This window comes from Qipengyuania intermedia (assembly GCF_019711615.1).
In the GTDB taxonomy this organism is placed as follows: domain Bacteria; phylum Pseudomonadota; class Alphaproteobacteria; order Sphingomonadales; family Sphingomonadaceae; genus Qipengyuania; species Qipengyuania intermedia.
This window is the reverse complement of the sequence record NZ_JAIGNS010000001.1, coordinates 518,982-544,048: the sequence shown is the minus strand read 5'-3', so window position 1 is coordinate 544,048 and position 25,067 is coordinate 518,982. Positions and strand designations below refer to the sequence as shown.

22 protein-coding genes are annotated in these 25,067 nt (G+C 62.7%); 9 read left to right on the top strand and 13 right to left on the bottom strand.

Features of this window, described 5'->3' with window-relative positions; translation table 11 throughout:
* Positions 1–71 precede the first annotated feature (71 nt).
* On the bottom strand, positions 72–281 hold the full coding sequence (locus K3179_RS02700; RefSeq protein WP_221562350.1) for a YdcH family protein: 210 nt from the start codon (positions 279–281) through the stop codon (positions 72–74).
* A gap of 152 nt (positions 282–433) precedes the next feature.
* On the opposite strand from K3179_RS02700, the gene K3179_RS02695 reads away from it, so the two are divergent.
* From K3179_RS02695 to tilS, 5 genes are all read left to right on the top strand, one after another.
* Entirely contained in the window at positions 434–589 is a 156-nt protein-coding gene (locus K3179_RS02695; RefSeq protein WP_100260532.1) for a YdcH family protein, read from the top strand.
* Between the two features lie 82 nt (positions 590–671).
* On the top strand, positions 672–2,942 hold the full coding sequence (gene ptsP / locus K3179_RS02690; RefSeq protein WP_221562349.1) for a phosphoenolpyruvate--protein phosphotransferase: 2,271 nt from the start codon (positions 672–674) through the stop codon (positions 2,940–2,942).
* 138 nt (positions 2,943–3,080) lie between these two features.
* Positions 3,081–3,929, top strand: coding sequence for a helix-turn-helix domain-containing protein (locus K3179_RS02685; RefSeq protein WP_221562348.1), 849 nt, complete (start codon positions 3,081–3,083; stop codon positions 3,927–3,929).
* A 156-nt stretch (positions 3,930–4,085) separates the two neighbouring features.
* Positions 4,086–4,958 carry a tetratricopeptide repeat protein gene (locus tag K3179_RS02680; RefSeq protein ID WP_247712843.1) on the top strand — a complete coding sequence of 291 codons (873 nt, stop codon included), beginning with the start codon at positions 4,086–4,088 and terminating at the stop codon, positions 4,956–4,958.
* A gap of 19 nt (positions 4,959–4,977) precedes the next feature.
* Complete coding sequence (gene tilS, locus K3179_RS02675; RefSeq protein ID WP_247712775.1) at positions 4,978–5,904, top strand: tRNA lysidine(34) synthetase TilS; 927 nt, start codon at positions 4,978–4,980, stop codon at positions 5,902–5,904.
* Here the strand turns inward: tilS and K3179_RS02670 are convergent.
* The 8 genes from K3179_RS02670 to rimO all read right to left on the bottom strand — a co-directional run bounded on the left by K3179_RS02670 (position 5,901) and on the right by rimO (position 16,560).
* Positions 5,901–6,548, bottom strand: a complete 648-nt coding sequence (locus K3179_RS02670) for a L,D-transpeptidase family protein (RefSeq protein ID WP_221562346.1) — start codon at positions 6,546–6,548, stop codon at positions 5,901–5,903. The genes tilS and K3179_RS02670 overlap by 4 nt on opposite strands.
* Before the next feature lie 85 nt (positions 6,549–6,633).
* Positions 6,634–7,245, bottom strand: a complete 612-nt coding sequence (eda, locus tag K3179_RS02665) for a bifunctional 4-hydroxy-2-oxoglutarate aldolase/2-dehydro-3-deoxy-phosphogluconate aldolase (protein ID WP_221562345.1) — start codon at positions 7,243–7,245, stop codon at positions 6,634–6,636.
* Positions 7,242–8,213, bottom strand: coding sequence for a glucokinase (gene glk / locus K3179_RS02660; RefSeq protein ID WP_221562344.1), 972 nt, complete (start codon positions 8,211–8,213; stop codon positions 7,242–7,244). The genes eda and glk overlap by 4 nt, the downstream gene beginning before the upstream one ends.
* Positions 8,214–8,216: 3 nt before the next feature.
* Positions 8,217–10,031: a phosphogluconate dehydratase gene (gene edd, locus K3179_RS02655; RefSeq protein ID WP_221562343.1), complete on the bottom strand. Its 1,815-nt coding sequence runs from the start codon at positions 10,029–10,031 to the stop codon at positions 8,217–8,219.
* Complete coding sequence (gene zwf, locus K3179_RS02650; RefSeq protein ID WP_221562342.1) at positions 10,024–11,472, bottom strand: glucose-6-phosphate dehydrogenase; 1,449 nt, start codon at positions 11,470–11,472, stop codon at positions 10,024–10,026. The genes edd and zwf overlap by 8 nt, the downstream gene beginning before the upstream one ends.
* A gap of 83 nt (positions 11,473–11,555) precedes the next feature.
* On the bottom strand, positions 11,556–12,362 hold the full coding sequence (locus K3179_RS02645; RefSeq protein WP_221562341.1) for a transglutaminase-like domain-containing protein: 807 nt from the start codon (positions 12,360–12,362) through the stop codon (positions 11,556–11,558).
* A 232-nt stretch (positions 12,363–12,594) separates the two neighbouring features.
* The gene (locus tag K3179_RS02640) at positions 12,595–14,937 is read right to left on the bottom strand and encodes an EAL domain-containing protein (RefSeq protein WP_221562340.1); all 2,343 of its coding nucleotides are present in this window, start codon (positions 14,935–14,937) and stop codon (positions 12,595–12,597) included.
* A gap of 249 nt (positions 14,938–15,186) precedes the next feature.
* Entirely contained in the window at positions 15,187–16,560 is a 1,374-nt protein-coding gene (rimO, locus tag K3179_RS02635) for a 30S ribosomal protein S12 methylthiotransferase RimO (RefSeq protein ID WP_221562339.1), read from the bottom strand.
* Between the two features lie 50 nt (positions 16,561–16,610).
* Here rimO and K3179_RS02630 point away from each other — a divergent pair, with 50 nt between their 5' ends.
* Positions 16,611–16,979: a DUF1761 domain-containing protein gene (locus K3179_RS02630; protein WP_221562338.1), complete on the top strand. Its 369-nt coding sequence runs from the start codon at positions 16,611–16,613 to the stop codon at positions 16,977–16,979.
* Here the strand turns inward: K3179_RS02630 and K3179_RS02625 are convergent, their stop codons facing one another.
* The 3 genes from K3179_RS02625 to serS form a co-directional block, all read right to left on the bottom strand.
* The gene (locus tag K3179_RS02625; RefSeq protein ID WP_090478559.1) at positions 16,980–18,074 is read right to left on the bottom strand and encodes a potassium channel family protein; all 1,095 of its coding nucleotides are present in this window, start codon (positions 18,072–18,074) and stop codon (positions 16,980–16,982) included. It abuts the gene before it with no gap.
* Positions 18,075–18,148: 74 nt separating this feature from the next.
* Entirely contained in the window at positions 18,149–18,913 is a 765-nt protein-coding gene (gene surE / locus K3179_RS02620) for a 5'/3'-nucleotidase SurE (RefSeq protein ID WP_221562337.1), read from the bottom strand.
* Positions 18,910–20,190: a serine--tRNA ligase gene (serS, locus tag K3179_RS02615; RefSeq protein ID WP_221562336.1), complete on the bottom strand. Its 1,281-nt coding sequence runs from the start codon at positions 20,188–20,190 to the stop codon at positions 18,910–18,912. The genes surE and serS overlap by 4 nt, the downstream gene beginning before the upstream one ends.
* Before the next feature lie 130 nt (positions 20,191–20,320).
* Between serS and K3179_RS02610 the strand changes: the two genes are divergently transcribed.
* Positions 20,321–21,625 (top strand): sulfotransferase family protein, encoded by a 1,305-nt coding sequence (locus tag K3179_RS02610; protein WP_247712774.1) that lies wholly within the window; start codon positions 20,321–20,323, stop codon positions 21,623–21,625.
* 60 nt (positions 21,626–21,685) lie between these two features.
* Here K3179_RS02610 and K3179_RS02605 read toward each other — a convergent pair whose 3' ends face one another.
* Positions 21,686–24,010, bottom strand: a complete 2,325-nt coding sequence (locus tag K3179_RS02605) for a TonB-dependent receptor (RefSeq protein ID WP_247712773.1) — start codon at positions 24,008–24,010, stop codon at positions 21,686–21,688.
* A gap of 120 nt (positions 24,011–24,130) precedes the next feature.
* On the opposite strand from K3179_RS02605, the gene K3179_RS02600 reads away from it, so the two are divergent.
* Positions 24,131–24,742 carry a TetR/AcrR family transcriptional regulator gene (locus tag K3179_RS02600; RefSeq protein ID WP_221562335.1) on the top strand — a complete coding sequence of 204 codons (612 nt, stop codon included), beginning with the start codon at positions 24,131–24,133 and terminating at the stop codon, positions 24,740–24,742.
* 54 nt (positions 24,743–24,796) lie between these two features.
* Positions 24,797–25,057, top strand: a complete 261-nt coding sequence (locus K3179_RS02595; protein WP_221562334.1) for a hypothetical protein — start codon at positions 24,797–24,799, stop codon at positions 25,055–25,057.
* Positions 25,058–25,067: the final 10 nt, after the last annotated feature.

Below are 25,067 nucleotides of genomic sequence, written 5' to 3'. Positions count from 1 at the left end.
CCGATAGCGCAAAGCGCGGCAGTGTTCCAATGGGGCGGTGCGGCTGTCCCGCTTAGAGACGGGGACGGCGCTCAGGCAATGATGTCGGGGATCAGATTGTCCTCGATGATGGAAATCCGGTCTTTCAGGATCAGCTTGCGCTTCTTGAGCCGCGCGATCTGGAGCTGGTCGGTAAAGCCGCCCTGGTCGCCCGCCTCTGTCAGCGCGGCGATCGCCACATCGAGGTCGCGATGCTCGCTACGCAGCATTTCCAGGCGTTTGCGCAGCTCTTGTTCGTTCACGGTCGTCTTCCCCAAATCTCGGCCTGTCGCATGACCCCAAGGCGGGGCTTTGTAAATTCCAAATAGTATGATTTGATAATCGGTCTGCGGCTCGTTCCGCAATGGCACGAGTCGCTTCTAATGGGTCGCAAGCTCACGAAGGAGACAACCCGATGCACTCATCACATGTCGACGCACTGAAGGCCAAGCACGCCGGGCTCGAAGCTCGCCTGCACGATGAACAGACCCGCCCGGCGCCCGACATTGCGATGATCCAGAAGATCAAGAGGCAGAAGCTTCGGATCAAGGAAGAACTGGCCGCCAATTAAGCGGCCCGCATCGAAGGCGGGGCATGGCCGCGCGCCAGCGTCCCGCTTTCGCAACCCGCCAATTTTGCTATAGCTGCGAGCCATGTCAGCAGTTGCATCAGCTCGCCAGATTCTCACGCGCCTTCACGAAGTTATGGCCGGGCGCACGCATGCCCAGCACAAGCTCGATCGCGTGGTCGAAATCATCGCCGATGCGCTGTCGAGCGAGGTGTGCTCGATCTACCTCTTGCGCGAAGGGGCGCTGGAGCTCTACGCGACCCGCGGCCTCAACCCCGAAGCGGTCCACGTCACGCGCATGGGCATCGGCGAAGGGCTGACCGGGACCATCGCCCAGAACATCGAAACGCTGAACCTGGCAGAGGCAAAAGCGCACCCCGACTTCCTCTATCGCCCTGAAACGGGGGAGGAAAAATTCCATTCCTTCGCCGGCGTACCCATCGTCTACCGCGAACGCGCGGTCGGCGTGCTGTGCGTCCAGCACATGGAACCGCGCAAATACGAAGACGTCGAGATCGAAGCGCTACAGACCACGGCCATGGTCCTGTCCGAACTCATCGCCCACAAGGAACTGGTCGATGACGAGGCCGATCTCGGCTTCGGCGAACCATCGACCGAGATGGAGGTTTTCGACGGCCTGACGCTGGTGAAGGGGCTGGCGGCGGGCGTTGCTGTCTTCCACCAGCCGCGCATCGAAATCGACCAGGTCATGGCCGAAGACGTCGAGGCCGAACGCCAGCGCGTCTACCGTGCCTTCGACAAGATGCGCGACCAGATCGACGCGATGGGCAAGGAGCCCGAATTCGGCAAGGGCGGCGAGCATGTGGAGGTTCTCGAGACCTACAAGATGTTCGCTTATGACGAAGGGTGGAGCCGCCGGATCAACGAAGCGATCGACAGCGGGCTGACCGCAGAGGCCGCTATCGAGCGCGTCCAGCAACGTACCCGGATGCGCATGCGCGAGATCGACGATCCCTTGCTCGCCGACCGGATGCACGATCTGGAAGACCTGTCGAACCGTTTGCTGCGCATCGTGTCCGGCCAGCTCGGGACAGCTGCATCCCAAGGCCTCAGGCGCGATACCATCCTGATCGCGCGCAATCTCGGTCCTGCCGAACTGCTCGAATACGATCGGCGCCGGCTGAAAGGCGTGGTGCTGGAGGAAGGCTCGCTCACCGCCCATGTCGTGATCGTCGCGCGGGCAATGGGTATCCCGGTGCTAGGGCGCGTGCCGGGCTTTCGCTCGCGCGTCAGCGAAGGCGACGAAATCCTGGTGGATGCGGACAAGGGCACGGTCACGCTGCGCCCCACGCCGACCATGCTGGACGCGTTCGAGACGCGATTTGCGCGCAACCGCGAAAAGCAGGCGACCTATGCCGAATTGCGCGATGTCGAACCCTTCACGCGCGACGGGACCCGCGTGATGGTGATGATCAACGCCGGTTTGCGCGACGATGTCAGCGCGCTGCAACTGACCGGGGCCGACGGCATCGGCCTGTTCCGGACCGAATTCCAGTTCCTCGTGTCGTCGACGCTCCCCCAGCGCGAACGGCAGATGCGGCTCTATCGCGACGTCCTCGATGCGGCGGACGGCAAGAAGGTCGTCTTCCGCACCGTTGATATCGGCGGCGACAAGGCGGTGCCCTATCTCGACAACAACACTGCGGAGCGGGACGAGAACCCGGCCATGGGCTGGCGTGCGCTGCGCCTGTCGCTGGAGCGCGAAGGGCTGCTGAAAGCGCAGGCCCGCGCCCTGCTGGAGGCGGCAGCCGGACGGCAGCTTTCGGTCATGTTCCCGATGGTATCCGAACCATGGGAATTCGATGCAGCGAAGGCGATCTTCGAAGAGCAGGCCGACTTCCTGCGGACGCGTCGCCGCCATATGCCCGAAAGCATCGAGTATGGCTGCATGCTCGAGGTGCCTTCGCTGGCCGAGGTGCTCGACCTGCTCTTGCCGAAAGTGTCGTTCATTTCCGTCGGCACAAACGACCTCACCCAGTTCCTGTTCGCAGCGGACAGGGCCAACCCCAAGCTGGCCGAACGCTACGATTGGCTCAGTCCTGCGATCCTGCGCTTCATGGACCGGATCGCGAAGAACATGGTCGGCTCCAAGGTTCGCCTTGCGGTGTGCGGGGAAATGGGCGGCAGGCGGCTGGAAGCGCTGGCCCTGATGGGGCTCGGCTTCACGCGGTTTTCGATCACGCCCGCAGCGGTCGGCCCGATCAAGGAACTGGTGCGCAAGGTCTATTTGCCCGACCTGTCGGCGCAGATGCAGCGCTGGTTGCTCAACCCGCCGGCGGATATGCGGGCCGAGCTTACCCAGTGGGCGGCGGACAACGACATCGACCTCGACTGATTTCGTCGCGCAGCGCGCGCGGCTCGTCCCCAAGGCGTGATCGCGGCCCGATCAATGCTTGACAGGAAGGCCTCCGATCCCATTCTGGCGTCAACGGGAGCGGGAACACCCGCCGGGCACTAATCATTCGGGAATCGCATGGAAGAAGACGGCATCGTCGAAGAGGAGAGCGCGCGCATGGACCGCGTGGGTGACAGGTTGCGCGCTGCGCGCGAGGCGAAGGGCCTCGAGCTGGAGCAGGTCGCGGCTGAAACCCGTATTCCTCAACGCCACCTTGAATCGATCGAGGCGGGCGATTTCGCATCCCTGCCGTCGCGCACCTATGCCATCGGGTTCAGCCGCACCTATGCGCGTACGCTGGAACTGGACGAGCGCGAAGTGCTGGACCAGGTGCGTGCCGAACTGGCCGAGCACCGGGGCAATGTCGATGCCACCCCTGCGAAATTCGAGCCCGGAGACCCGGCCCGTGTGCCGGGTCGAGGTCTGGCATGGTTTGCCGTTTTTGCAGCAATTCTCCTGATGGGCGGGATCTACGCTTTCTATCGCAGCTACTTCGCGCCCGGCCTCGGGCCGGCGCCGCTGCAGGACCCCGAAGAGCAGTTTGCCGCTGCCGACAATCCGCAGGCGAGAGAGCCTGCTCCGGCTGCGCAGCCGACCGGTGGTCCGGTCGTCTTTACCAGCGAGATGGACGAGACCTGGGTCAAATTCTACGACGCCAGTGGGGAGCGCCTCTACGAAGCTCAGATGAATACCGGTGACACCTATACCGTGCCGAGCGATGCCGAGGGTCCGCAGATATGGACCGGCCGCCCGTATGCGCTGGCGATCACGATCGGCGGACGTCCGGTGCCCAAGCTTTCCGAAGAAGACGAGGTGGTGCGCGACGTCCCGGTCACAGCCGAGGCATTGCTGGCCCGCCCGGCGCCGGAGGAAGCTGGCGATGCCGCGTCCGAACCGCCTGCCGGGGCGGGAACACCCGCAACCTGATCGCGGCGGAAAACCCGCTTCATCCCCTCGACAGTTTTGCGGGGGTAGGGCTAGATTCACATGAATTTCGAATTGAGGAGAACGGGCGTGACATCGACCCGCATTGCACGTGGTTTCGGACTTGGCGCTATCGCCGTTGCATTGGTGGCGACTTCCATGCCGGCTGCGGCACAGGACGATTCCCAGACGCGCATCCGCAAACTGGAAGCGGAAGTCCGCGCCTTGCAGCGCAAGGTCTTCCCGGGCGGTGACGGCCGGTATTTCGAGCCGGAAATTACCGGCCAGCCGGCCACCCGGCCCAGCGTGAGCACGACGACATCGACGACCGCGGTGACCGACATTCTCGCGCGCCTCGATGCGCTCGAAACCCAGCTTCAGCGCCTGACCGCCCAGTACGAGGTCGGCGGCAATGCGATGCGCCTGCTCGAAGAGCGGATCGAAGCACTCGAGGCGGCCAAGGCCCCGGCTCCTTCGCCAGCGGCTACGACCTCCACGCCGGCTGGCTCCGCATCGACCGCGACTACGCGGCCTGCGGCAACCTCGACACCCACACCGACGCCCACTCCGGCACCTGCCGCCGCGCAGCCGAGCGCCGAGCGCGTTGCGGCCGTGCAGGCTATCGCGAAGCCGCAGACCGACGATGCGGCGGACGACGAATACTCCTACGGCTTCCGCCTGTGGGACGCGGGCTTCTTCCCCGAAGCGCAGCAGCAGCTGACCCTGTTCGTGGAACGCTATCCCAGCCACTGGCGCGCGACCTATGGCCGCAACCTGCTGGGCCGAGCCTATCTCGACGATGGCAAACCGAATGACGCTGCGCCCTGGTTCCTGCGCAACTACCAGGCCGACAAGAACGCGCCGCGTGCAGGTGACAGCCTGCTCTATCTCGCCGAAGCGATGATTGCGCTCGACGATACCAAGCGCGCCTGCATCGCACTGGCCGAATTCGGCGAAACCTATCCTGCGCTGGCCGCAGGACGTTTGCAGAGCCAGTACGAACGCAATCTCGGCCGAGTGACCTGCAGCTGACGTGGGGATCGCCGGTGAATTGATCGATCGATTCCTCGGCGACCTAAACCGGCTGCGCCTCGATGAAGGTACTCTCGGCCTCGCGGTTTCCGGCGGGGCCGACAGCATGGCAATGCTGTTGCTTGCAGCCGAGGCGCTCGATCACGAAGGGCTGGCAGTAGCGACGGTCAACCACGGCTTGCGGCCCGAGGCAGCGCAGGAATGTGCCCTGGTGGCCGATGCGTGCCGGAAGCTCGGCATCGACTGCGATATACTGCAAATCACCGTCGCCGAAGGCAATACCCAGGAACAGGCGCGCATCGCACGCTACGCCGCGTTGGGCGAATGGGCGCGTGCAAGCGGTATCGGGGCCATTGCGACCGCCCACCACGCCGACGATCAGGCGGAAACGCTTCTCATGCGGCTCAATCGCGGCAGCGGACTGGGTGGGCTTGCAGGCATTCGCTCGCGCACCCGGATCGAGGGGTGCGATGCCGATATCGTGCGCCCCTTGCTGGGTTTCCGCCGGGATGAACTTCGTGCGATTGTCGAAGGGAGCGATTTCGATTTCGTCGACGATCCGAGCAATCTCGACGAACGCTATGACAGGGTCAGGATGCGCAAGGCGCTGGCGCAAGCGGACTGGCTGGACGCCGCCGCACTGGCGCGCTCGGCAGCGCATCTGGAGGAAGTGGAGCGGACGCTCCAGTCACTGGCGGACATGACTTGGGAGCGGTCTGCGCAGTTGGGCGACGATGAAGTCTGCGTTCCCTACACCAACTTGCTGGACACCAATGCACGGCTGGTGCGCAGGGCAATGCTGACGCTGGGTGCCACGATCACCTTGGGCGAGATTATGGACTTCCTGAAAGCCGGTCGCAGACGCGCCAATATCGCAGGCATTCTCGTCGAATGCCGCGATGAGAGCTATTTCTGCAGCAAGGAGCCGCCTCGGCGAGGCACTTAGATAATGGGGTCGCCCACGCCGATGCGCTTGCCATCGGTGATGATGACCTTGTCGCCCTTCTTCGCGATGTCGAACAGCCGCGCGGCGAGCGGATCGGGAATGGCGACGCAGCCGTGGCTGGCATAGCCGTTCTCCACCTCGGAGCCGCCGTGGATGGCGATCCCGTCCCACGTCAGGCGCAGCGTCCAGGGCATGGGCGCATTGCCGTATTTTTCGGACACGTTGTGCCGTTCCTTGGTTAGGATCGGGAAAGTGCCTGTGGGCGTGGGATGTTCATCCGTGCCGAGCATGACGGCTGCGGCACCGATCTCGTACCCGTCGCGAAAGATGGAGATCGTGCGCGCCTGGAGGTCGACCGTGATGAGCAGCGGGCCTTCCGGAACGCCCTCGTCGTCCCAGTGCCATTCGCCATATTTGATCGGACCTTCGATCGGCAGGACGCGGCGGATGGTGAAGGGGCGCTTGGCATCCGCCTCCAGCTTGGCGAGGATTGCCGCTTCGGGCTGGAGCTTGGCGGGAGCCGCGGCTTCAGGCGCCTTATCGAGTTCGGGTTGCGCACTGGTCGTCACGCCGAACGCCAGCGCGGCTAGGCCGAGTGCAACCACCAGCGTGGTGCCGCCAATCCATTTCAGAATCGCATCCATGGCCTTGGATATAGTCGACCAAGGCGCGTTTTTCCATGAACGCGGACAGCGCAGTCCCATTGCGGAACGATCGTCGGAACGGCGGTTACCGTCCCAGTTCGCACGCTTTGCGCGCGATTTCCTCGACTGCCGCCTCGTCCACAGGGCCGCGCGGGGCGACCCAGCTTCCTCCGACGCAGAGCACCGGATCGAACGCCAGCCATTCGCTTGCATTGGTTTCCGAGATACCGCCGGTCGGGCAGAAACGGCATTGACCGAAGGGCGCAGCGAGCGCCTTGAGCGCAGGCAGGCCGCCCGCCGCCATGGCCGGGAAGAACTTGAAATGGGTGAGCCCGAGGTCGAGCCCGCGCATGATGTCGCCGGCATTGGCGATGCCCGGAAGGAAAGGAATGCCTTCGCGAATGGCTGCCTTGCCCAGCGGTTCGGTCAGGCCGGGTGACACGATGAATTCGCTTCCCGCCTTGATGGCATTTGCGAGGTCCTGCTGGTTCGTCACCGTACCTGCACCCACGATCGCGCCATCGACCTGCTTCATGGCGGTAATCGCATCGAGCGCGGCAGGTGTACGCAAGGTCACTTCGAGAACGCGCAGTCCGCCAGCGACCAGTGCACGGGCAAGGGGGACGGCATGCTCCACCTCGTCCACGACGATCACCGGAATGACCGGTGCGGTTTTCATGATGTCGGCAATGTTCATGCGTGTTCTCTCGCAAATGCGGCGGCGGCCCCGAAGAGGCCGGGTTGCGGATGGGTAATGAGCTTGACCGGGATCGAAGCCATCAGTTCCTGGAAGCGACCCTTGGCCTTGAACCGCTCCGCAAAGCCGGACTTCAGCAGGGTTTCGCGGATACGATAACCAAGGCCTCCGGCGATGACGACGCCGCCGAAGCCGCCCTGGGCGAGGGCAATGTCACCGGCAACGCTACCCAGAGACATGCAGAAACGGTCGACTGCCGCTGCCGCGAGACTATCGCTGCCATCCTGCCCGCGCGTCCAGATGGCGATGTCGTCTTCCTCGGCGACGGGACGTCCCTCCATGGCGGCAAGCGTTTGGTAGATATCGGAGATGGCGGGGCCAGCGACCACGCGTTCGACCGACACGCGCGTATGGCGCTTGCGCAGGCGGGCGAGAATGGCATCGTCGATCTGGTCGAGCGGTGCGAAATCGATATGACCGCCCTCCGTCGCCGACACGCGATAAGTCCCGTCGGGCTCGCGATAGAGATGCGCCACGCCGAGTCCCGTGCCGGGACCGAGCACGCTAAGGCGCCCCGTTGGCGCAAGCGGCTTGTCGGGGCCGGTCAGGTGGATGAACTGGTCTTCGCCTACGCGTGCCACGGCATGGGCCACGGCCTCGAAGTCGTTGACGATGCAGTAGCTTTCGACGCCCAGCTTTTCTTTCACGAGACCGGGACGGATAATCCACGGATTGTTGGTGAAGCGGATCACATCGCCGCCGACCGGGCCGGCGATCGCCATGGAAACGTGCGGAGGCAGGCTGCCGCCCATGCGTTCGCGATAATCCTGCCATGCGGTCTGGAAACTGGCGTGGTCTTCGGTGTGGAGCGTTTCCGGCTCGCTCAGCGTGATCGAACCATCGTCATGGATGGTGGCGATGGCGAAACGGGCGTGCGTGCCGCCGATATCTACGCTGACGACTTCCATATCCTACAATCCTGCCATTGCGAGCATCGATGAAGCGCCCTGTTCCGCCCCATCCGCATTGGCGCGGAACATGGCATAGAATTCGCGGCCCATGCCCATGTCGGGAGCGGGTTCCGGCGCAGGCTCCCGGCTGTCGAGATCGGCCGTGGTAGAGAGCGTGCCGGTTTCGGCACAAACCTTCACCACGTCACCATCGCGAAGCTTGGCGAGGGGGCCGCCGCCCAGAGCCTCAGGCGTGCAGTGAATTGCCGCTGGCACCTTCCCGCTGGCGCCGCTCATCCGGCCATCGGTGACGAGAGCCACCCGGTATCCGCGATCCTGGAGGACGCCGAGGGCGGGGGTGAGCTTGTGCAATTCGGGCATGCCGTTGGCGCGCGGGCCCTGGAAGCGGACCACGACCACCACATCCTTGTCGAGCTCGCCCTTCTTGAACGCCTCGTTCACCGAGTGCTGGTCTTCGAAGACGCGGCACGGCGCTTCGATGGTCCAGCGCTCACGCTCGACGGCGGAGGACTTGAAGCATGCCCGGCCGAGATTGCCTTCGACGAGACGCATGCCGCCATCGGACTGGAAAGGATCGGACGCGGGGCGCAGCATTTCCGTGTCCCCGCTCGGGCCCGGATCGCGCCATGTCAGAGCGTCGCCATCCATTCCCGGCTCGCGCGAATAGGCCTCGAAACCGCCGTCCCACACGGTCAGGATATCGGCGTGGGCAAGGCCTTCGTCGAGCAGCGTGCCGATCACATAGCCCATGCCGCCTGCGTCGTGGAAATGGTTCACGTCGCCCGAACCGTTGGGATAGACGCGTGCGACCAGCGGCACTGCGCGCGACAGTTCGGCAAGGTCGCTCCAGTCGAAGCGGATGCCTGCCGCCCGCGCCATCGCGGGGATGTGTATCGCATGGTTGGTCGAGCCGCCTGTTGCGAGCAGGCCGATAGCAGCATTGATGATCGCCTTTTCGTCGACGACGCGGGACAGCGGGCGGAAGTCGTCGCCTTCCTTGCGGATCGCTGCGAGCCGATGCGTAGCGGATCGCGTCAATTCCTGACGCAGCTTCGCACCCGGCGGAACGAATGCCGCGCCCGGGACATGGAGACCCATCATCTCCATCATCATCTGGTTGGAGTTGGCCGTACCGTAGAATGTGCAGGTGCCGGGCGAATGGTAACTGCCCATCTCGCTGGCCAGCAGTTCGTCGCGCCCGACCTTGCCTTCGGCGTAAAGCTGGCGGGTGCGCTGCTTTTCCTTGTTCGAGATGCCCGTTCCCATGGGGCCCGACGGGACGAAGATCGCTGGCAGGTGACCGAAGCGCAGCGCGCCCATGAGGAGGCCCGGGACGATCTTGTCGCAAATGCCGAGCAGCGCGACCCCGTCATACATGGCGTGGCTGAGCGCGACGATGGTGCTGAGCGCAATCGTGTCGCGGCTGAAGAGCGACAGCTCCATCCCGTCCTGGCCTTGCGTCACGCCGTCGCACATGGCCGGGGTGCCGCCCGCGACCTGCACCGTCGCGCCGACCTCGCGCGCCCAAATCTTCATGCGTTCGGGATAGCGGTGGTAGGGCTGGTGGGCCGACAACATGTCGTTGTATGCGGTTACGATGCCGAGGTTCGGGCCTTGCGCCGCCTTGATCGCGTTCTGGTCTTCCTCTGCCCCAGCAAAGGCGTGGGCGAGGTTCGAGCAGGACAGCGAATGGCGATCGACCTGCCGTTCGCCCTCGCGGTCCATGAGGTCCAGATAGGCGGCGCGGCTATCGCGCGAATTGGCGATCACGCGTTCCGTGACGCGGGCGATCGTATCGTTGAGCGGTTTAGTCATCGTGCCAGGTCACCCCGTCGCGTTCGGCAAGCGCGATGGCCGCGCTGGGCCCCCAGGATCCCGAAGGATATGTCTTGGGCTTCATGTCATTGTCGGCCCAGAGCGCACGGATCTGGTCGATCCATTCCCACTGGGCTTCTACCTCGTCGCGGCGCACGAACAGCGTCTGGTCACCTTCGATGAGGTCCAAGAGGAGACGTTCGTAAGCGATCCGGCGAACAGTGTCGGAAAAGGCATCCGGCATGGCGATGTCCAGAGGCACGGGGCGCAGGCGCAGGCCCTCGCGCCCCAGGCCCGGCACCTTCGCCATCATGCACAGCTGGATATTTTCCTTCGGCTGGATTTCGATCACCAGCCGGTTCGGCTGCGTCACGGCGCCCCGGCCTTCGAAAATAGAATGCGGTATGCAGCGGAACTGGACGACGATCTCTGTCACGCGTTCGGGCAGGCGCTTGCCGTGCCTCAGGTAGAAGGGAACCCCGCGCCAGCGCCAGTTGTCGACATGGGCCTTCACCGCGACGAAGGTTTCCGTGTCGCTGTCCTTGCCCAGTTCCTCGTCGTATCCGGGCACCGCCTCGCCATTGACGGCGCCGGCGCGATATTGGCCGGTGACCACTTCCGACGAGGAGACTTCCCGCAGCGCACGCAGGACCTTGACCTTCTCGTCGCGCACGGCGGTCGCATCGAAGCTGGTGGGCGGCTCCATGGCGACCAGCGCCAGCAATTGCAGCATGTGGTTCTGCACCATGTCGCGCAGGGCCCCACTGTCGTCGTAATAGGCGACCCGCGATTCCAGGCCCACCGTCTCTGCGACGGTGATCTGCACATGCTCGATGTAATTGGAGTTCCACACCGGCTCGAACAGGATGTTGGCAAAGCGCAGCGCCAGGAGGTTCTGCACGGTCTCCTTGCCGAGATAATGGTCGATTCGGAATATGCGGTGTTCGGGAAAGGCCTTGGCCACCGCATCGTTGATCTCGCAGCTGCTGTCGAAATCGGTGCCGAGCGGCTTTTCGAGTGCGATGCGCGCATTGCCGCGCGTCAGCCCGACACGCTCAAGTCCGCTGATGGTGGGTTCGAACAGGCTCGGCGCGGTCGACAGGAAGATCGCAAGCCCATCGTAATCGCCTACCTGCTCGGCCAGCTTGTCGTAGCCTTCGGGCGTGGTCGCATCGACCGGCACATAGCTGATCCGGTTGAGGAAATCGGCCATGCCTCCACGGCGATGCTTGGGAAGAAACTTCTCCAGCGCTTCCCGCGCGAAATTGCGGAATTCGTGAGTGCTCATCTCCGACCGGGCGGTGCAGACAATGCGCAGGTCCTGGTCGAGCAGGCCATCGGAATTGAGCGCGCACAGCGAAGGCAGGAGCATCCGCTGCGACAGGTCGCCGGTGGCTCCGAACAGGAGCAGGCGATCGGCGGTGAAGGCTAGCTCTGGCATGTACCGTCCATTGGCGGCTGTTCTCCCCTTTATGGTTCAATCGCCTATCAGGGCGCGCGAATGGGCGCCAGACAGGTGCATTCCTATTCTTGGTCGGTGCACACGACACTTACCGAACTGCGCCTGAATTCGCTCATGCCGAAGGTGGTTAAAAAGCTGACGTCCGCAGCATCGCGCCCGATGCCGATTTTCACCGTTTCGGCAGGATCGGCCATTCCGGTCGGGTCCACAAGCTGCCAGCTCCCGCCTCCGTCCTGTTCGGGATCTTCGAGGAAAACTTCGGCGACGGCATGGAAATCCTGCGGTTCGACCCCGGGCGCATAACAGGCGACATAGCGGGCAGGGATCGTGCTGGCGCGCGCCATGACGATCATCGTGTGTGCATAGTCACGGCAAATGCCCCGGCGCTCGACAAAGCTGTCGAGAGCGGTGGTCTGCGGGCCGGATGAACCGGGAGAATAGGTATAGTTGGAAGCGATCCAGTCGCGGATCGCGGCAATGCGCGCGCCGCCCGAAGTATCGCCGAACCGGTCTTCGACAAAGGTCTGGAACCTGTCGCTCGGGCAGTAGCGGCTGTCGAAAAGGTATTCCACCGCTTCGCCCGGCAATTGGTGAGGGTGGAGGGCACCGCGGCTCGCAACTTCGGAAACGTCGCGCATGATCTCGACTTCTGCCTCGTATCCGACCTCGAACAGGCCTTGCGCGCGGATCCAGATACGTTCGCCTATATCGTCCTGCGCTGCAACGCGGGCTTCGTGGATGGAAGGGCTGAGGCGGGTGCTGGTCGAAAGAACGCGCTGTTCCGGGATCGCGGCGGCTTCGAACTGGAGCAGAACGTCGGTGTCGCGTTCGAGAGAAAAGGAGAAGCTGCTTTCGATCCTGATGGGCATGCAACTCCAACGCAGCGGTGCCGACAATGTTTCGGGCACGATGCATGTCGGCCCGGCCCAAAAAGAAAGGGCCCCGCGAGGGGCCCTTCCAGAAATCATATTGGCGTAAAGCGCGCGGCCGTTAGTTCCGGCGGCCGCCCATCAGCCAACCCCAAAAATCGAACATGGTTTGCCTCCTGTTGCGGTTCAACAAGAAGTAATCCATTAACTATGTCTGTTTGTAAAGCGTTAACTACGTTCCGGTTTGCGACCTCTCGTAGGAATCCTTGAATTCCAATAGGTTAGTTAAAGACAGCGGGCGGGCTAATGCATAGCCCTGGACGTAGCGGCAGCCGATTTCGTTAAGGATTTGAAGGGTTTTTTCGTCTTCGGCACCTTCCGCGACCACAGTGATTCGCGCGGCCTTGCCCATCTCGATAATACTCGATGCGATCGCCTTGGCTTTTTCGCTGCGCGTAATAGAATCGACGAAAAGACGGTCGATTTTTAGTTCATCGAACGGCAGTCCGTAAAACGTTTCGAAATTGGCGGCGCCCACCCCAAAGTCATCCATCGAGATCTTCAGCCCCAGCGATTTCAATTCGTCGAGAATAGTTGCTGCCTTCGCGAGATCGCCGATACGGGCAGTCTCGGTAATTTCGAGGATCAGCGAGCGAGGATCGAAGCCGGTGGCCTGGAGCGTGTTACGCACGATGCCCACGATCCGCATATCGTTCAGCAGGGTCGCCGAGATGTTTACGGACATCGACACGGCAGAGCCCCGGAAATGCATCAGCCGGCCGGCGTTGCACGCGGTTTGCAGGACATATCGGGTGAGGTGCTCCATGCGCCCGGCTTTTTCGCACTGGGCGATAAACTTGATCGGGGAGATAAATCCGCGCTCCGGATCATGCCAGCGCACCAGCGCTTCGACACCTGTGAGAGTGCCGGAGATCATGTCGATCTTGGGCTGGTAAACACAATAGATTTCGCCGGCCTCCATGGCGGTATCGATGCGCGCGCGCAGCGAGATATCCCACAGTCCGTCATGATGCGAGGCGATCTGGGCAATCTTGATCGGTTCGTGCGCCTCGGAAGTTTCCTCTGCTGCAGCCGCGGCAGCAGCGACCGAATTGCGGCCAGCCTCACCGATCGATGCGACGCCGAAGGTTATCCCGACATCGACACTTTCCGAACCGACTTTTATTGGCGCAGCAAATATCGCGCGCAGACCTTCAAGATGTTCAGACAGTCGGCTCGTATCGCGTTCGGTGGAGTGCCAGGCGAGGAAATGCCCGTCGATATAGATGGCCAGTTCCTGGTCTGCGGCGCGGAGCCGATCGACGAGACGCAAGATGTAGCTCGACCTTTCGGCTGAGCCGAGCGTCTTTAGAACATGCTCAAGGCCCTGAAGGCGTGCTACAACGATATGACCGCTACGCAGGAAGTTTTGTGTTACGGCTCGATCAAGAACGCGCAGCTTCTCCAAACCCGTATCATTGTCGATGTTAGCGACACGCAAACGCCAGCGCGCCCTCGAACGTTGAATGCCATAAACAACTAGGAGGATGCCGGCATAGGCCAACTCGGTTCGAAATCCGAGAAGCGATCCAGCGAACAAAACGGCGGGAAGCGCGAGGGTTATGATGCCATATGCGATCCGTCGCAGGTATTTACGACCGATAAACGTGATGGCGGCGGCGAGGGCTGCGGCAAATGCCAATGTTAGAGGGAAGCCGCCAACGAAGCCATTGCGACCCGACTTGAAGGTCTCTGCGGCGTAGATCGCGGGATAGCTCGGCGGAGGGTTATAACGCCCAGGGATCGACAAGCCGGAACCGGATAGAGAAGAAGGACCGACGACTACGGACTTGCCTGCCAGACTTTCTTTCAGATCGTCGCGCTCGACGAGCTTTGCCAGACGATAGGCAGGAATGAGATCGGGATCGATACCATAGTCGATCAGAATCTTTTCGCGGGGATAATCTTCAAGACCCGCGAGCGAGGCAGCGAAAAGTGGGGTGTCGTCATATATCTGATGGGTTGCTCCCATCTCCCATGTGTAACCAAGCCAATTGGTCAAACGGTCGTTACTGACCCGTCCTCCGCCGCTATCGAAGATGGCATCGGAACGAACCAGTTCCTCCTGCCCGTCTAGTGATTGCTTGATCTGATCGACTAGAATGAGGTTTTCGCCGAACGACTGGATCGTCGCGGCAAGGCGAGCGTCCGCCTCGGGATCGTCACCTTTGGCAAGCACGAAATCGAGGTAGACTTTCGACGCGCCGGCCTCGCGCAGCTTCGCAAGATCTTCCGCCAGCCGGCGACGTTCCGAAGATTTCGAAGGGTCTTCGACCTCGGCGTTAGAGCCGACGAAGACAATATCGCCCGACGGTTGCTGGTTCGCCAACCTGGACTGGATCATCCAGAGGAACTGGTCGACTGGCGTAAGCATCAACAAGGCAAGCATGACGAACGCCACCGCGCCCGACCAGAGCAGGTGTTGCAGGCGCTTCAGGCGACCTTCCGATCGTTTGCCCTTGGGCTTGCGATCGCGCGGTTCCGGCGCGGGAGCGAGAGCGGTTTTCGCGTCCATCGCCTGCCCCTATGGGGTGGTTAATCTTAAAAATGTTTCAACGTCGCTGCGGATTTCTGCGGGTGACGCAGGGATACCGCCCGTTTCGATGGTTAAGACCGCTTAAGGGGCTAGCGTTAACGGATTCGCCGCCTGCCGCGCAGAAGAGAAACAAGCGCGCGTCGAAAAATTACGCAAAACCTGTGGTTTGCGGTCGAATCTGTCGAGTGGTGAGAATCTTAAATTTCACCGCCCCGCGCCGGTAACGGTTTACGAAATGACGCCGAAAAGGTCGTGCTCGTCCGCATCCTCAATTTTCGCGGATACGATTGCGCCGGGCGCGAGGTCCTGCGGGACATTGCGCAAATAGACCGCACCATCGATTTCCGGAGCGTCGGCCTGGCTGCGGCCGGTGGCTCCGATATCGCCGTCTTCATCGGGCAGGCCCACTTCGTCGATGATGACCGGAAGCGTGCGCCCGACCTTTGCTTGGAGCTTCTCAGCGCTGATGCGCGCGGTCACTTCCATGATCCTCGCATAGCGCTCCTCCTTAACTTCCTCGGGCACGGGATCGGGCAGCGCATTCGCCTGCGCACCTTCCACAGGTTCAAAACGAAACGCCCCGACGCGGTCGAGTTGCGCTTCTTCAAGCCAGTCGAGCAGGTACTGGAAATCCTCTTCGGTTTCGCCGGGAAAGCCGACCACGAAACTCGAGCGGACCGCGATGTCCGGACAGATGGAACGCCAGTTCTTGAGGCGGTCTAGCACCTTCGCCTCATTCGCCGGCCGCTTCATGGCGCGCAGTACTTTCGGGCTCGCGTGCTGGAACGGAATGTCGAGATAGGGCGTAAGCAGCCCCTCGGCCATCAGCGGGATGACTGCATCGACATGCGGATAGGGGTAGACGTAGTGCAACCGGACCCACGGGGGCATCCCGCCGCCGATATCCAGTTTGCCCAATTCACGCGCCAGGTCGGTCATGTGCGCGCGGACGGGATTGCCCTTCCACTGGCGCTCTTCGTGACGTGTGTCGACGCCATAAGCCGAGGTATCCTGGCTGATGACGAGAAGTTCCCGGGTGCCCGCCTCGACCAGCTTTTCCGCTTCGCGCAGCACGGCATCGATCCGGCGGCTGGCAAGTTTGCCACGCAAATCAGGGATAATGCAGAAGGCACAGGAGTGATTGCAGCCCTCGGAAATCTTGAGATAGCTGTAATGGCGCGGCGTGAGCTTCACGTCGGGCTGCGGAATCAGGTCGACGAACGGTCCCTGGCTCGGCGGTGCGTGTTCGTGCACGGCCTCCACCACCTGCTCGTACTGGTGCGCACCGGTCACCGCGAGGACGCTGGGATGCGCGGCACGGATGGTGTCGGCCTCTTCGCCCATGCAGCCGGTCACGATCACACGGCCGTTTTCCGCAATCGCTTCGCCGATAGCCTGGAGGCTCTCTTCCTTGGCACTGTCGAGGAAGCCGCAGGTGTTGACCAGTACCACGTCGGCACCGGCGTAATCGGGGCTCATCGCATAGCCATCGGCGCGCAGGCGCGTGAGGATACGCTCGCTGTCGACGAGGGCCTTGGGGCATCCGAGGGAAACCATGCCGACCTTTTTCTGGTCGGGGATTGAAGAAGTTGTGCTGGTCATGATTGGGCGGCCCTCTACACCAAGCCTGCGATGCGCGCTAGGAGGCACGAATGGGACCTGTAAATTGGATTGCCGTCGGTTCCGGTTGGGCCGTGGCGGCACTGCTGGGCGTCTTGTTCTATGGCCGCAAGGCGCTGCCGGGCGAAAAGCTCGGACTACACCTGCTCGCCGCAATCCTGCTTGCGGTAAGTGCGGCGATGATCGGGCATATGCTGGCGCGAGTCGGCGTTGCGACCTTGCAGGCAAAGCCCTGGCTGTATTTCATGATGACCGGCGGCCTTGCGCTGACCTTCATCGGTCCTGCGCTGTTCATCACCGCTGTGCGCCGAGAGGGCGCGATGCGGGATGCCCTGTTCGACTGGTCGTACTGGCTTGCCGCCTATCTTGCGATCGGCGGGGTCTTCATGCTGCTCGACTGATCAGGCTTCCGCCCGCTTGCGATCGTCGGCCACGTGGCCGTCGCCCTTTTTCTCACCATTGGGCGTGGCAATGATTTCGACGATGATGTCGCCCTTCTGAAGGTTCTGGCACTCGTCTTCCCAGAAGCCGATTGCGCGTCCGTTGCGATAGACACGCAGGCCGCGTCCGCCGGTGGTCAGGTCGCCGATCGCGCAGCCGCATTCCTCTTCGGTCACTTCGCGTTCGACCAGCTGGACGCGGCCCGAAACGGAAGCGAGGTCGGCGAGATATTCCGCGATGTGTTCGCCCTTGGCCGAGCCTGCCAGCAAAAGGCCGGTAAAGCGGACCGGGTTGATGACGTTGTTGGCACCTGCCTGCCGCGCGAGCGATTCGTTGTCGTCCGCGCGCACGACGACGCTGATCGGCACATTCGGTGCAAGCGCGCGAACGGTCAGCACGATCAGGATCGAGGTATCGTCGCGCCCGGCCGAAACTAGTACGTTCTGCGCTTCCGATATGCGCACAGCCTTGAGCGTCGTGTCGCGTGTGGCATCGGCGGCCATCACGTTGCAACCGAGCGCTTCTGCGTCGGCCAGCCTTTCCTCGCTCGGGTCGATGACGACGATGCAGGATGGGTCGGTGCCCCGCTCGATCAGTTCCGCGACCGATTCGGAACCGGAGATGCCATAGCCCAGGACCACGATGTGGTCCGAAAGCTGTTCCTGGATGCGGGCCATGCGCCATTTCTCCCAGCTGCGCTTGATGATAAAATTGTAGGCGGTGCCCACGAAAATGAAGAATACTGCGAAACGGATCGGGGTCACGATTACGGCTTCCACCAGGCGCGCCCGGTCCGAAATCGGGGCAATATCGCCGAAGCCCGTGGTGGTGATCGAAATCATGGTAAAATAGATCACGTCGAGAAAGCTGACTTCCCCATCGAGATTGTCGACCAGCCCTTCGCGGTCCCACCAGTGGACCATGACCACGATTGCGATCAGGAAGAGCGCCAGTCCCAGTCTGATGCCGAGGTCGCCCCACACGGGGATCTTCACCGCGCGGCGCAGCGGTTTGAAGCGAGGGCCGCGGTAAGCCCGCGGGCTCTTGTCCGGCATGATCCGGTCGATCTGCTTTTGCCTGCTCATTCAGACGAGTAGGTGGGCGAGCGGGGCGGGACGGTCAAGACCGCTTAGTCCTGGTACCGTTCGCCCAGCGCGCCGAGCGAGGCGTGGTGGGTGAGGTCGAGATGTAGCGGGGTGACCGAAACGAAGCCTTCCTCGATGGCTTCGAGATCGGTGCCGTGGTCCAGCGTATGCTCGATCGGGTCGAGGCCGAACCAGAAATATTCGAAGCCGCGCGGGTCGCGACCTTCGACCACCGTGCCGCGCGAGTAGTCGTGGAATCCCTGCCGAGTCGCGCGGATGCCGCGCACTTCGCAGCCCGGGCGCGGCGGGAAGTTGATATTGACCAGCGTGCGCTTGGGCAGGGGCGTGTCGAGCAGGGGGGCAAGGACACGCTCGCCCCATTCCACGGCTGCCCCGAACTGTACGCCGTTGCCAAGTCCTTCCTTTGCATAGACCTGGCTGAGCGCGATGGAGCGGATGCCTGCCAGCGCCCCTTCGATGGCCGCCGACACCGTGCCAGAATAGGTGATGTCGTCGCCAAGGTTCGCCCCGCGATTGACGCCGGACAGGATGAGGTCGGGCGGTCCGTCCATGACCTTGCGCAGCCCCATGGTGACTGAGTCGGTGGGTGTGCCGGTGACGGAAAAGCGCCGGTCGTCGTGCTTGCGCAGGCGCACGGGCCGGGTCAGCGTGAGCGCGTGGCCCATGCCTGACTGTTCCTCGTCGGGCGCGCAGATCCAGATATCGTCGGAAAACTTGCGCGCAATACCTTCCAGCACTTCGAGGCCCGGTGCGCGGATGCCGTCGTCATTGGTAAGGAGGATCCTCATGTCGCAGGCTCCAGCTTGGTGACGCCGCCCATGTAGGGGGCGAGGGCTTTGGGCACGGTCACGCTGCCGTCCTCGTTCTGGTAATTCTCCATGACCGCAACCAGCGTGCGGCCGACCGCGAGGCCCGAACCGTTGAGCGTGTGGAGGAAGCGCGTCTTCTTCTCGCATTCTGGGCGATAGCGCGCATTCATGCGGCGCGCCTGGAATTCGCCCGTGTTCGAGCAGGAAGAAATCTCGCGATAGGCACCCTGTCCGGGCAGCCAGACTTCGAGATCGAAAGTCTTGCGCGCACCGAAGCCCATGTCGCCGACACACAGCAGCATCTTGCGATAGGGAAGCTCCAGCGCCTCCAGAATGCCTTCCGCACATCTGGTCATGCGTTCGTGCTCCGCCTCGCTGTCTTCGGGGCGGCAGATGCTGACCATCTCGACCTTTTCGAACTGGTGCTGGCGGATGAAGCCGCGCGTGTCCTTGCCGGCAGAGCCCGCTTCGCTGCGAAAGCACAGCGTATGGGCGGTTAGGCGAATGGGTTCCACGGGTTCGGGAATGATCTGGTCCGCGACCGAGGCGGTCAGCGGTACTTCCGAGGTCGGGACCAGCCAGCGGCCGTCGGTGGTCTGGAAGCTGTCTTCGGCGAACTTCGGCAGCTTGTCGGTGCCGTACATGGCATCGTCGTTGACCAGCACCGGCGGATTGCATTCGGTATAGCCGTTTTCGCGCGTCTGCTTGTCGAGCATGAACTGGGCAAGCGCGCGGTGAAGGCGGGCCATGTCACCGCGCAGGAAGGTGAAACGCGCGCCCGACAGCTTCGCGCCGGTTTCGAAGTCCATGCCGAGCGCCGGGCCGATATCGGCGTGTTCCTTCGGTTCGAAAGCAAAGTCGCGCTTTTCGCCCCAGCGCGAGACTTCAACGTTGTCGTCCTCGTCCTTCCCTTCCGGCACATCGTCGGCCGGAAGGTTGGGAAGCCGTGCCAAGAGGTCGTCGAGCTCGGCGCCGGTTTCGCGTTCGGCCTCCTCCCACTCGGGCATGGAAGCCTTGATCTCGGCCACTTCGGCCTTCAGCGCCTCGGCCTTGTCCTTGTCGCCCTGGCCCATCGCCTGGCCGATCGCCTTGGACGCCTCGTTGCGGCGGCTCTGCGCTTCCTGGACGCGGGTCTGGGCCTCGCGCTTGCGGGCGTCGAGGGCGAGAATGCGGTCGGATACGGCTTCTCCGCCGCGCCTCGTCATGGCGGCATCGAAGTCTGACGGATTGGCTCTGATAAAGGCGATGTCGTGCATGGTGCGCGCTATGCCGCCTGCGCGCCGCCTTGGCCAGTGGGGAAAAGAGCGGGCACCCATCCCGATCTCGTTCATTGAAGCATCTATGGCCGCTCCCGATGCGCCCACGCCGAAAGAGAGGCCGAGACACTTGCAAAACCAGCCGCTTACGCCGCCCCGCCGAACACGTTTCATCGACATTGCCGACGCAGCGATCAGGGCCGGGCGCAAGGTCGGCCTCGTCGATCCCGCGCGGCTGGAAGCCGATTTCCTGATCGAACAGGTAAGCGAAGCCTATGGATCGGACGATTTCGGCGATCGCTGGTTCGAAGGCGCGCTTGAGGTGCTGCTCGATTCGACGAAAGCCGAAGCGAGGCTGAATGCGGCCGGCGATTTCTCGGCCATGAAGACGATCCACCACCTGCTGCGCGACCGGCTCTATGCGCAGCAATGGTTCGACCGGCACCCGGAAATCTTGGCGCGGCCGATCAGGAACCCGGTCGTTATCGTCGGCCCGATGCGATCGGGTACCACGCGCATGCACCGCCTGCTGGCAAGCGACCAGAGGTTTGCGCACTTGCGCAGTTTCGAGACGATCAGTCCCGTCCCGCGACCGGGCTTCGAAGAGGTCATGGCAGGCAATGCGGAGGATTTCCGCCCCAAGCTTGCCGCGCGGATCATGAAGGTCGCCCGGCTTGCCAATCCGCGCACGCTGTCGATCCATCCCACCGGCCCGTTCGAGCCGGAAGAGGAGCTCGGCCTGATCGCCGCAAGCATGTACGGCATGAAGTTCGAAGCGCAGTGGCGCATCCCGACTTTTGCCAGGTGGAGCGAGGCGGGATCGGCGGTCCCGGCCTACCGGCACATGGCGAACCTGTTGCGCCTCATCGGCTGGTCGCAGCAGGAAAGTTCGCTGAGGCCGTGGATCCTCAAGACGCCGCAGCACATGCTGGACCTGCCGGCCTTGCTGGAAGTCTTCCCGGACGCGAGACTGATTTTTACGCACCGCGACCCGCAATCGATCGTCGGCAGCGCGGCATCGCTCGCATGGAACCAGACGATTATCTATTCGGACGATGTTTCGCCGAATGAGATCGGGCGCGAATGGCTGCGCAAGACCGCACTGATGATTTCCCGCATGCGCGACGCGCGCGATGCCATCCCGCGCGAACGCATGATCGACGTCCAGTTCGATGCCATGGACCGCGACTGGCGCGGCACGATGGAACGGGTCTATAATTTCCTCGATCTCGACATGACGCCCGCGGTGCCGGGCATGGAAGCCTTCCTCGCCCGTTCTGCTGCGCAAAAGAAAACGCCGCACCAATATTCGCTTGCCGAGTTTGGCCTCGAACCCGGCGAGGTTTACGAGCGGCTGGGCGACTATGTCCGCACCTACGGGATTGCCGTCGATAATCCCCGGGCGACGACCGGATCGGCCATTGCTGCGGGATAAAGAAAGGCGGCGATCCGGTGTCCCGGTCGCCGCCTTCCCTGGAGAGCTTTTTGCTCAGGCTTAGTATTCGAACGTGAGCGTTGCGAAGACCTGCCGCGGATTGCCGTAGAAGGCCGTCAGCGTTCCGTCCGGTCCCAGAGTGGGGATCGGGAAGCCGTTGGTGCCGTTCTGGATTTCGCCGGTCACCGGATCGGTCAACACAAAGGTGTAGCCGCTCGTCTTGTATTCCTTGTCGAGCAGGTTCTTGCCGTAGAGTCCGATGCTCCAGTTGCCGCCCGGCGCGGTCCATTTCACGCTCGCATCGACGAGGGCGTAGCCGTCCTGGTCGAGATAGGGGTTCGGGATTTCGAACTGGCTCACCTTGCTGCGGTAGGAGACCGTTGCGCCGAGGTAGAGATCGCCGCTGCCGAGATCCGCATCGTAGCTCGCGGTCAGGCTGCCGGTGAACTCGGGCGTGTTCTGGACGACGCGGAAGTCGGCGACATCGGTGGGAGTGCCGCCGATATCGGTGATATATTCGTCGTATTCCGCGTCTATATAGCCGAGCGAGCCCGACAGGCCGAAGCCGCCGCCGAAGCGCGCATTGGCTTCCAGTTCCAGACCCTTGAAAGTGGCCTTACCCGCGTTCGAGACGACGCCGCAGAAGCTCGGCAGTCCGCCCACTTCACAGGCGACCGAACCCGGGATCTGCACATCGGTGTAGTCCGCATAGAACGCGGCGGCCGCGATGTTCAGGATGCCGAGGCTGCCCTTGTAGCCCACTTCGTAGCTGTCGACCTCTTCGGGCGCGAAGCTGAGAAAATCGGCCACTTCGGCATCGGTGGGTGCACCGGTGATGGCTGCCGGCGCATTCGCCCCGACGCCGCGGGGATCGAAGCCGCCGCCCTTGAAGCCCTTGGAATAGCTGGCGTAAATATTGTGATCGGGCGTCGGCATGAAGCTGATCGATGCGCGCGGGGTGAACTTCTTGAACTCCCGGCTGCCGTCGAAATCGGTCGAGGGACCGCCGAATGGCACGCCTGCGCCGCCGAAGATCGGCGACCCGCCACCAAGGTAGTTCTGCCGCAGGATGCTGGCACTACGCTCGTCCCAGGTATAGCGCCCGCCAAGCGACAAGCTGAGCTGCTCGGTGAAGTCGAAGGTGAAGTCGCCGAAGATCGCATAGGTCTCGGTATCGACTTCCGCCTGCGTGTAGGCGGTCAGGCCCGGGAAGGTGGTGAAGATGCGCACGTCGAACAGCGTGTCGGCCTTCGCGTCCAGGTAATAGAAGCCGAGCAGGCCGGACAGTGCGCCGCCATCGTCCCACAGGAGTTGGAATTCCTGGCTCAGCTGTTCGTTGAGATAGGCGCCGGGCACGTCGAGATCGACCACCGGAAGCGCGTCGAAATCGATCGGCGTGTAGCTGTCGTCCTTGCGCCATGCGGAGATCGAACGAAGCGTCAGCGCATCGGACAGTTCCATCTCTGCATGAAGCGCAATACCGTAGCTTTCGACGTCCTGTTCCGGATCGTTCAAAGCGCCGCGGGTGTCGAAAACATCGTCGAGGATCGGCGCGCCCGACGCGAGGCCGGGAATGAGGCGCGTACCACCGCGCGGATCGGACTTGTCCTTGGTGTAGTCGCCCTGCAGGCGAATGAAGCCGGGCTCGTCATAGCCGCCCACTTCCAAGCTGAGCCGTCCTGCCCAGATGTCCTTGTTGTAGTTCTCGAGCCCCGTAGTGAGGTTATCGCCAAACCCGCCGCGCGAAAGCCGGGCGAGCGAACCGCCGATACGGACCATGTCGCCCATCGGAACGGATGCGGTCACGACGCCTTCGGCCTGATCATACGTGCCATAGGTGGCGCGAGCCTTGAACGAGGGTTCGAGCGGCAGGCGCTTGGTCACATATTTGACCGCGCCGCCGATGGTGTTGCGTCCGTACAGCGTTCCCTGCGGTCCGCGCAGGACCTCGATCCGCTCTACGTCGTAGATGTCGAGCACGGCAGCCTGCGGACGGTTCAGATAGACATCGTCGAGATAGATGCCGACGCCCTGTTCGAAGCCGGAGACGGGGTCCTGCTGGCCGATGCCGCGAATGAATGCGGACAGGGTGGAGTTGGTCGCACGGCTGGCTTCCAGCGTTACGTTGGGCACCGCCTGCGCGATATCCGTGATATCCAGTGCGCCGCGCTCTTCAAGCGCTTCGCCCGAAAAGGCCGACACTGCGACCGGCACGTCGATCAGGCGCTCCTCGCGGCGGCGGGCAGTGACGACGATCACGTCTTCGCTTTCGTCGATCTCGGCCACTGCGTCGGTTTCCGACTGGGCCGAAGCGGGTGTGGCCAAGGCCGCACACGCGACGCCGGTCATCAATGCAGCCGTCAGGCGCACGGGGTGAAAATGCATAATGAAACCTCCCTCAACATCTCTCGCAGTCCGCGATATTGAAAACTGAACCACCTTTCAAGTTTTATCTTGCACAGCCAGCCTCCAAGGGGGTAGCGGTAGCGGCGGGAGGAAGTCTGGATGGACAGCGACACGATCGAGAGCCCGAAGGTTCCGCGCACTGAAAGGGGGCGCAAGACCCAGCGCAAGCTGCTGGATGCGGCGGCCATCGAATTCGGCGAACGCGGCTTTCACGAGGCGTCGATCAGCTCGATCACGCGCCGGGCGGGGGTCGCGCTCGGATCCTTCTACACCTACTTCGACAGTAAGGATGCGATCTTCCGTGCGCTGGTCCTCGACATGAGCGATGCGGTGAAATCGGCAGCCCGCGACGCCATTGCCGATGAGACCGACCCGCTCGCGATCGAACGCGCCGCGCTCGGCGGGTTCCTCCGGTTCGCCAGCGAACACAAGGAAATCTACCGCATCATCGACGAAGCCGAATTCGTCGATCCGGAAAGTTACCGCGCCCACTACGAAACGATCGGGGAGCGTATCGCCCAGCGGCTGAAAGCCGGCGCCAAAGCCGGAGTCATGCGCTCGGACCTGGGCGAGGTAGAGGCCTGGGCGCTCATGGGAATGAACGTTTTCCTCGGCCTGCGGTATGCCATCTGGAACAGGGGCGGCGATCCCACTCCCGAAGATGTTGCCAAGGCTGCCAACACCTTGCTTGCAAAGGGAATAGAGGCCTGAGCCGCCGGAACACGAGCCGTCTCCGACCGTTGTAAGGGCAAAGGAGACACGAATATGATTGGCAAGGTAATCGGCGCCTATATGGGCGACAAGCTGGCGAAGAAGACGTCTACGGGCATCGGCGGCGCAGGCGGTGCAGCGCTCGGCGTAATTGCAGCGGCAGCTCTGCGCAGGTTGAGTCTGCCGGCAATGATCGCGCTTGGCGCAGGTGGCTATCTCGCCAAGAAGCTGTCGGAAAAGAATTCCGGCACCGGTGAAGCCGAAACGCAGACCATCAAGCCCGCGAAGGTGAAAAAGCCTGCCAAGGCAGCCTGAACGGACTGAA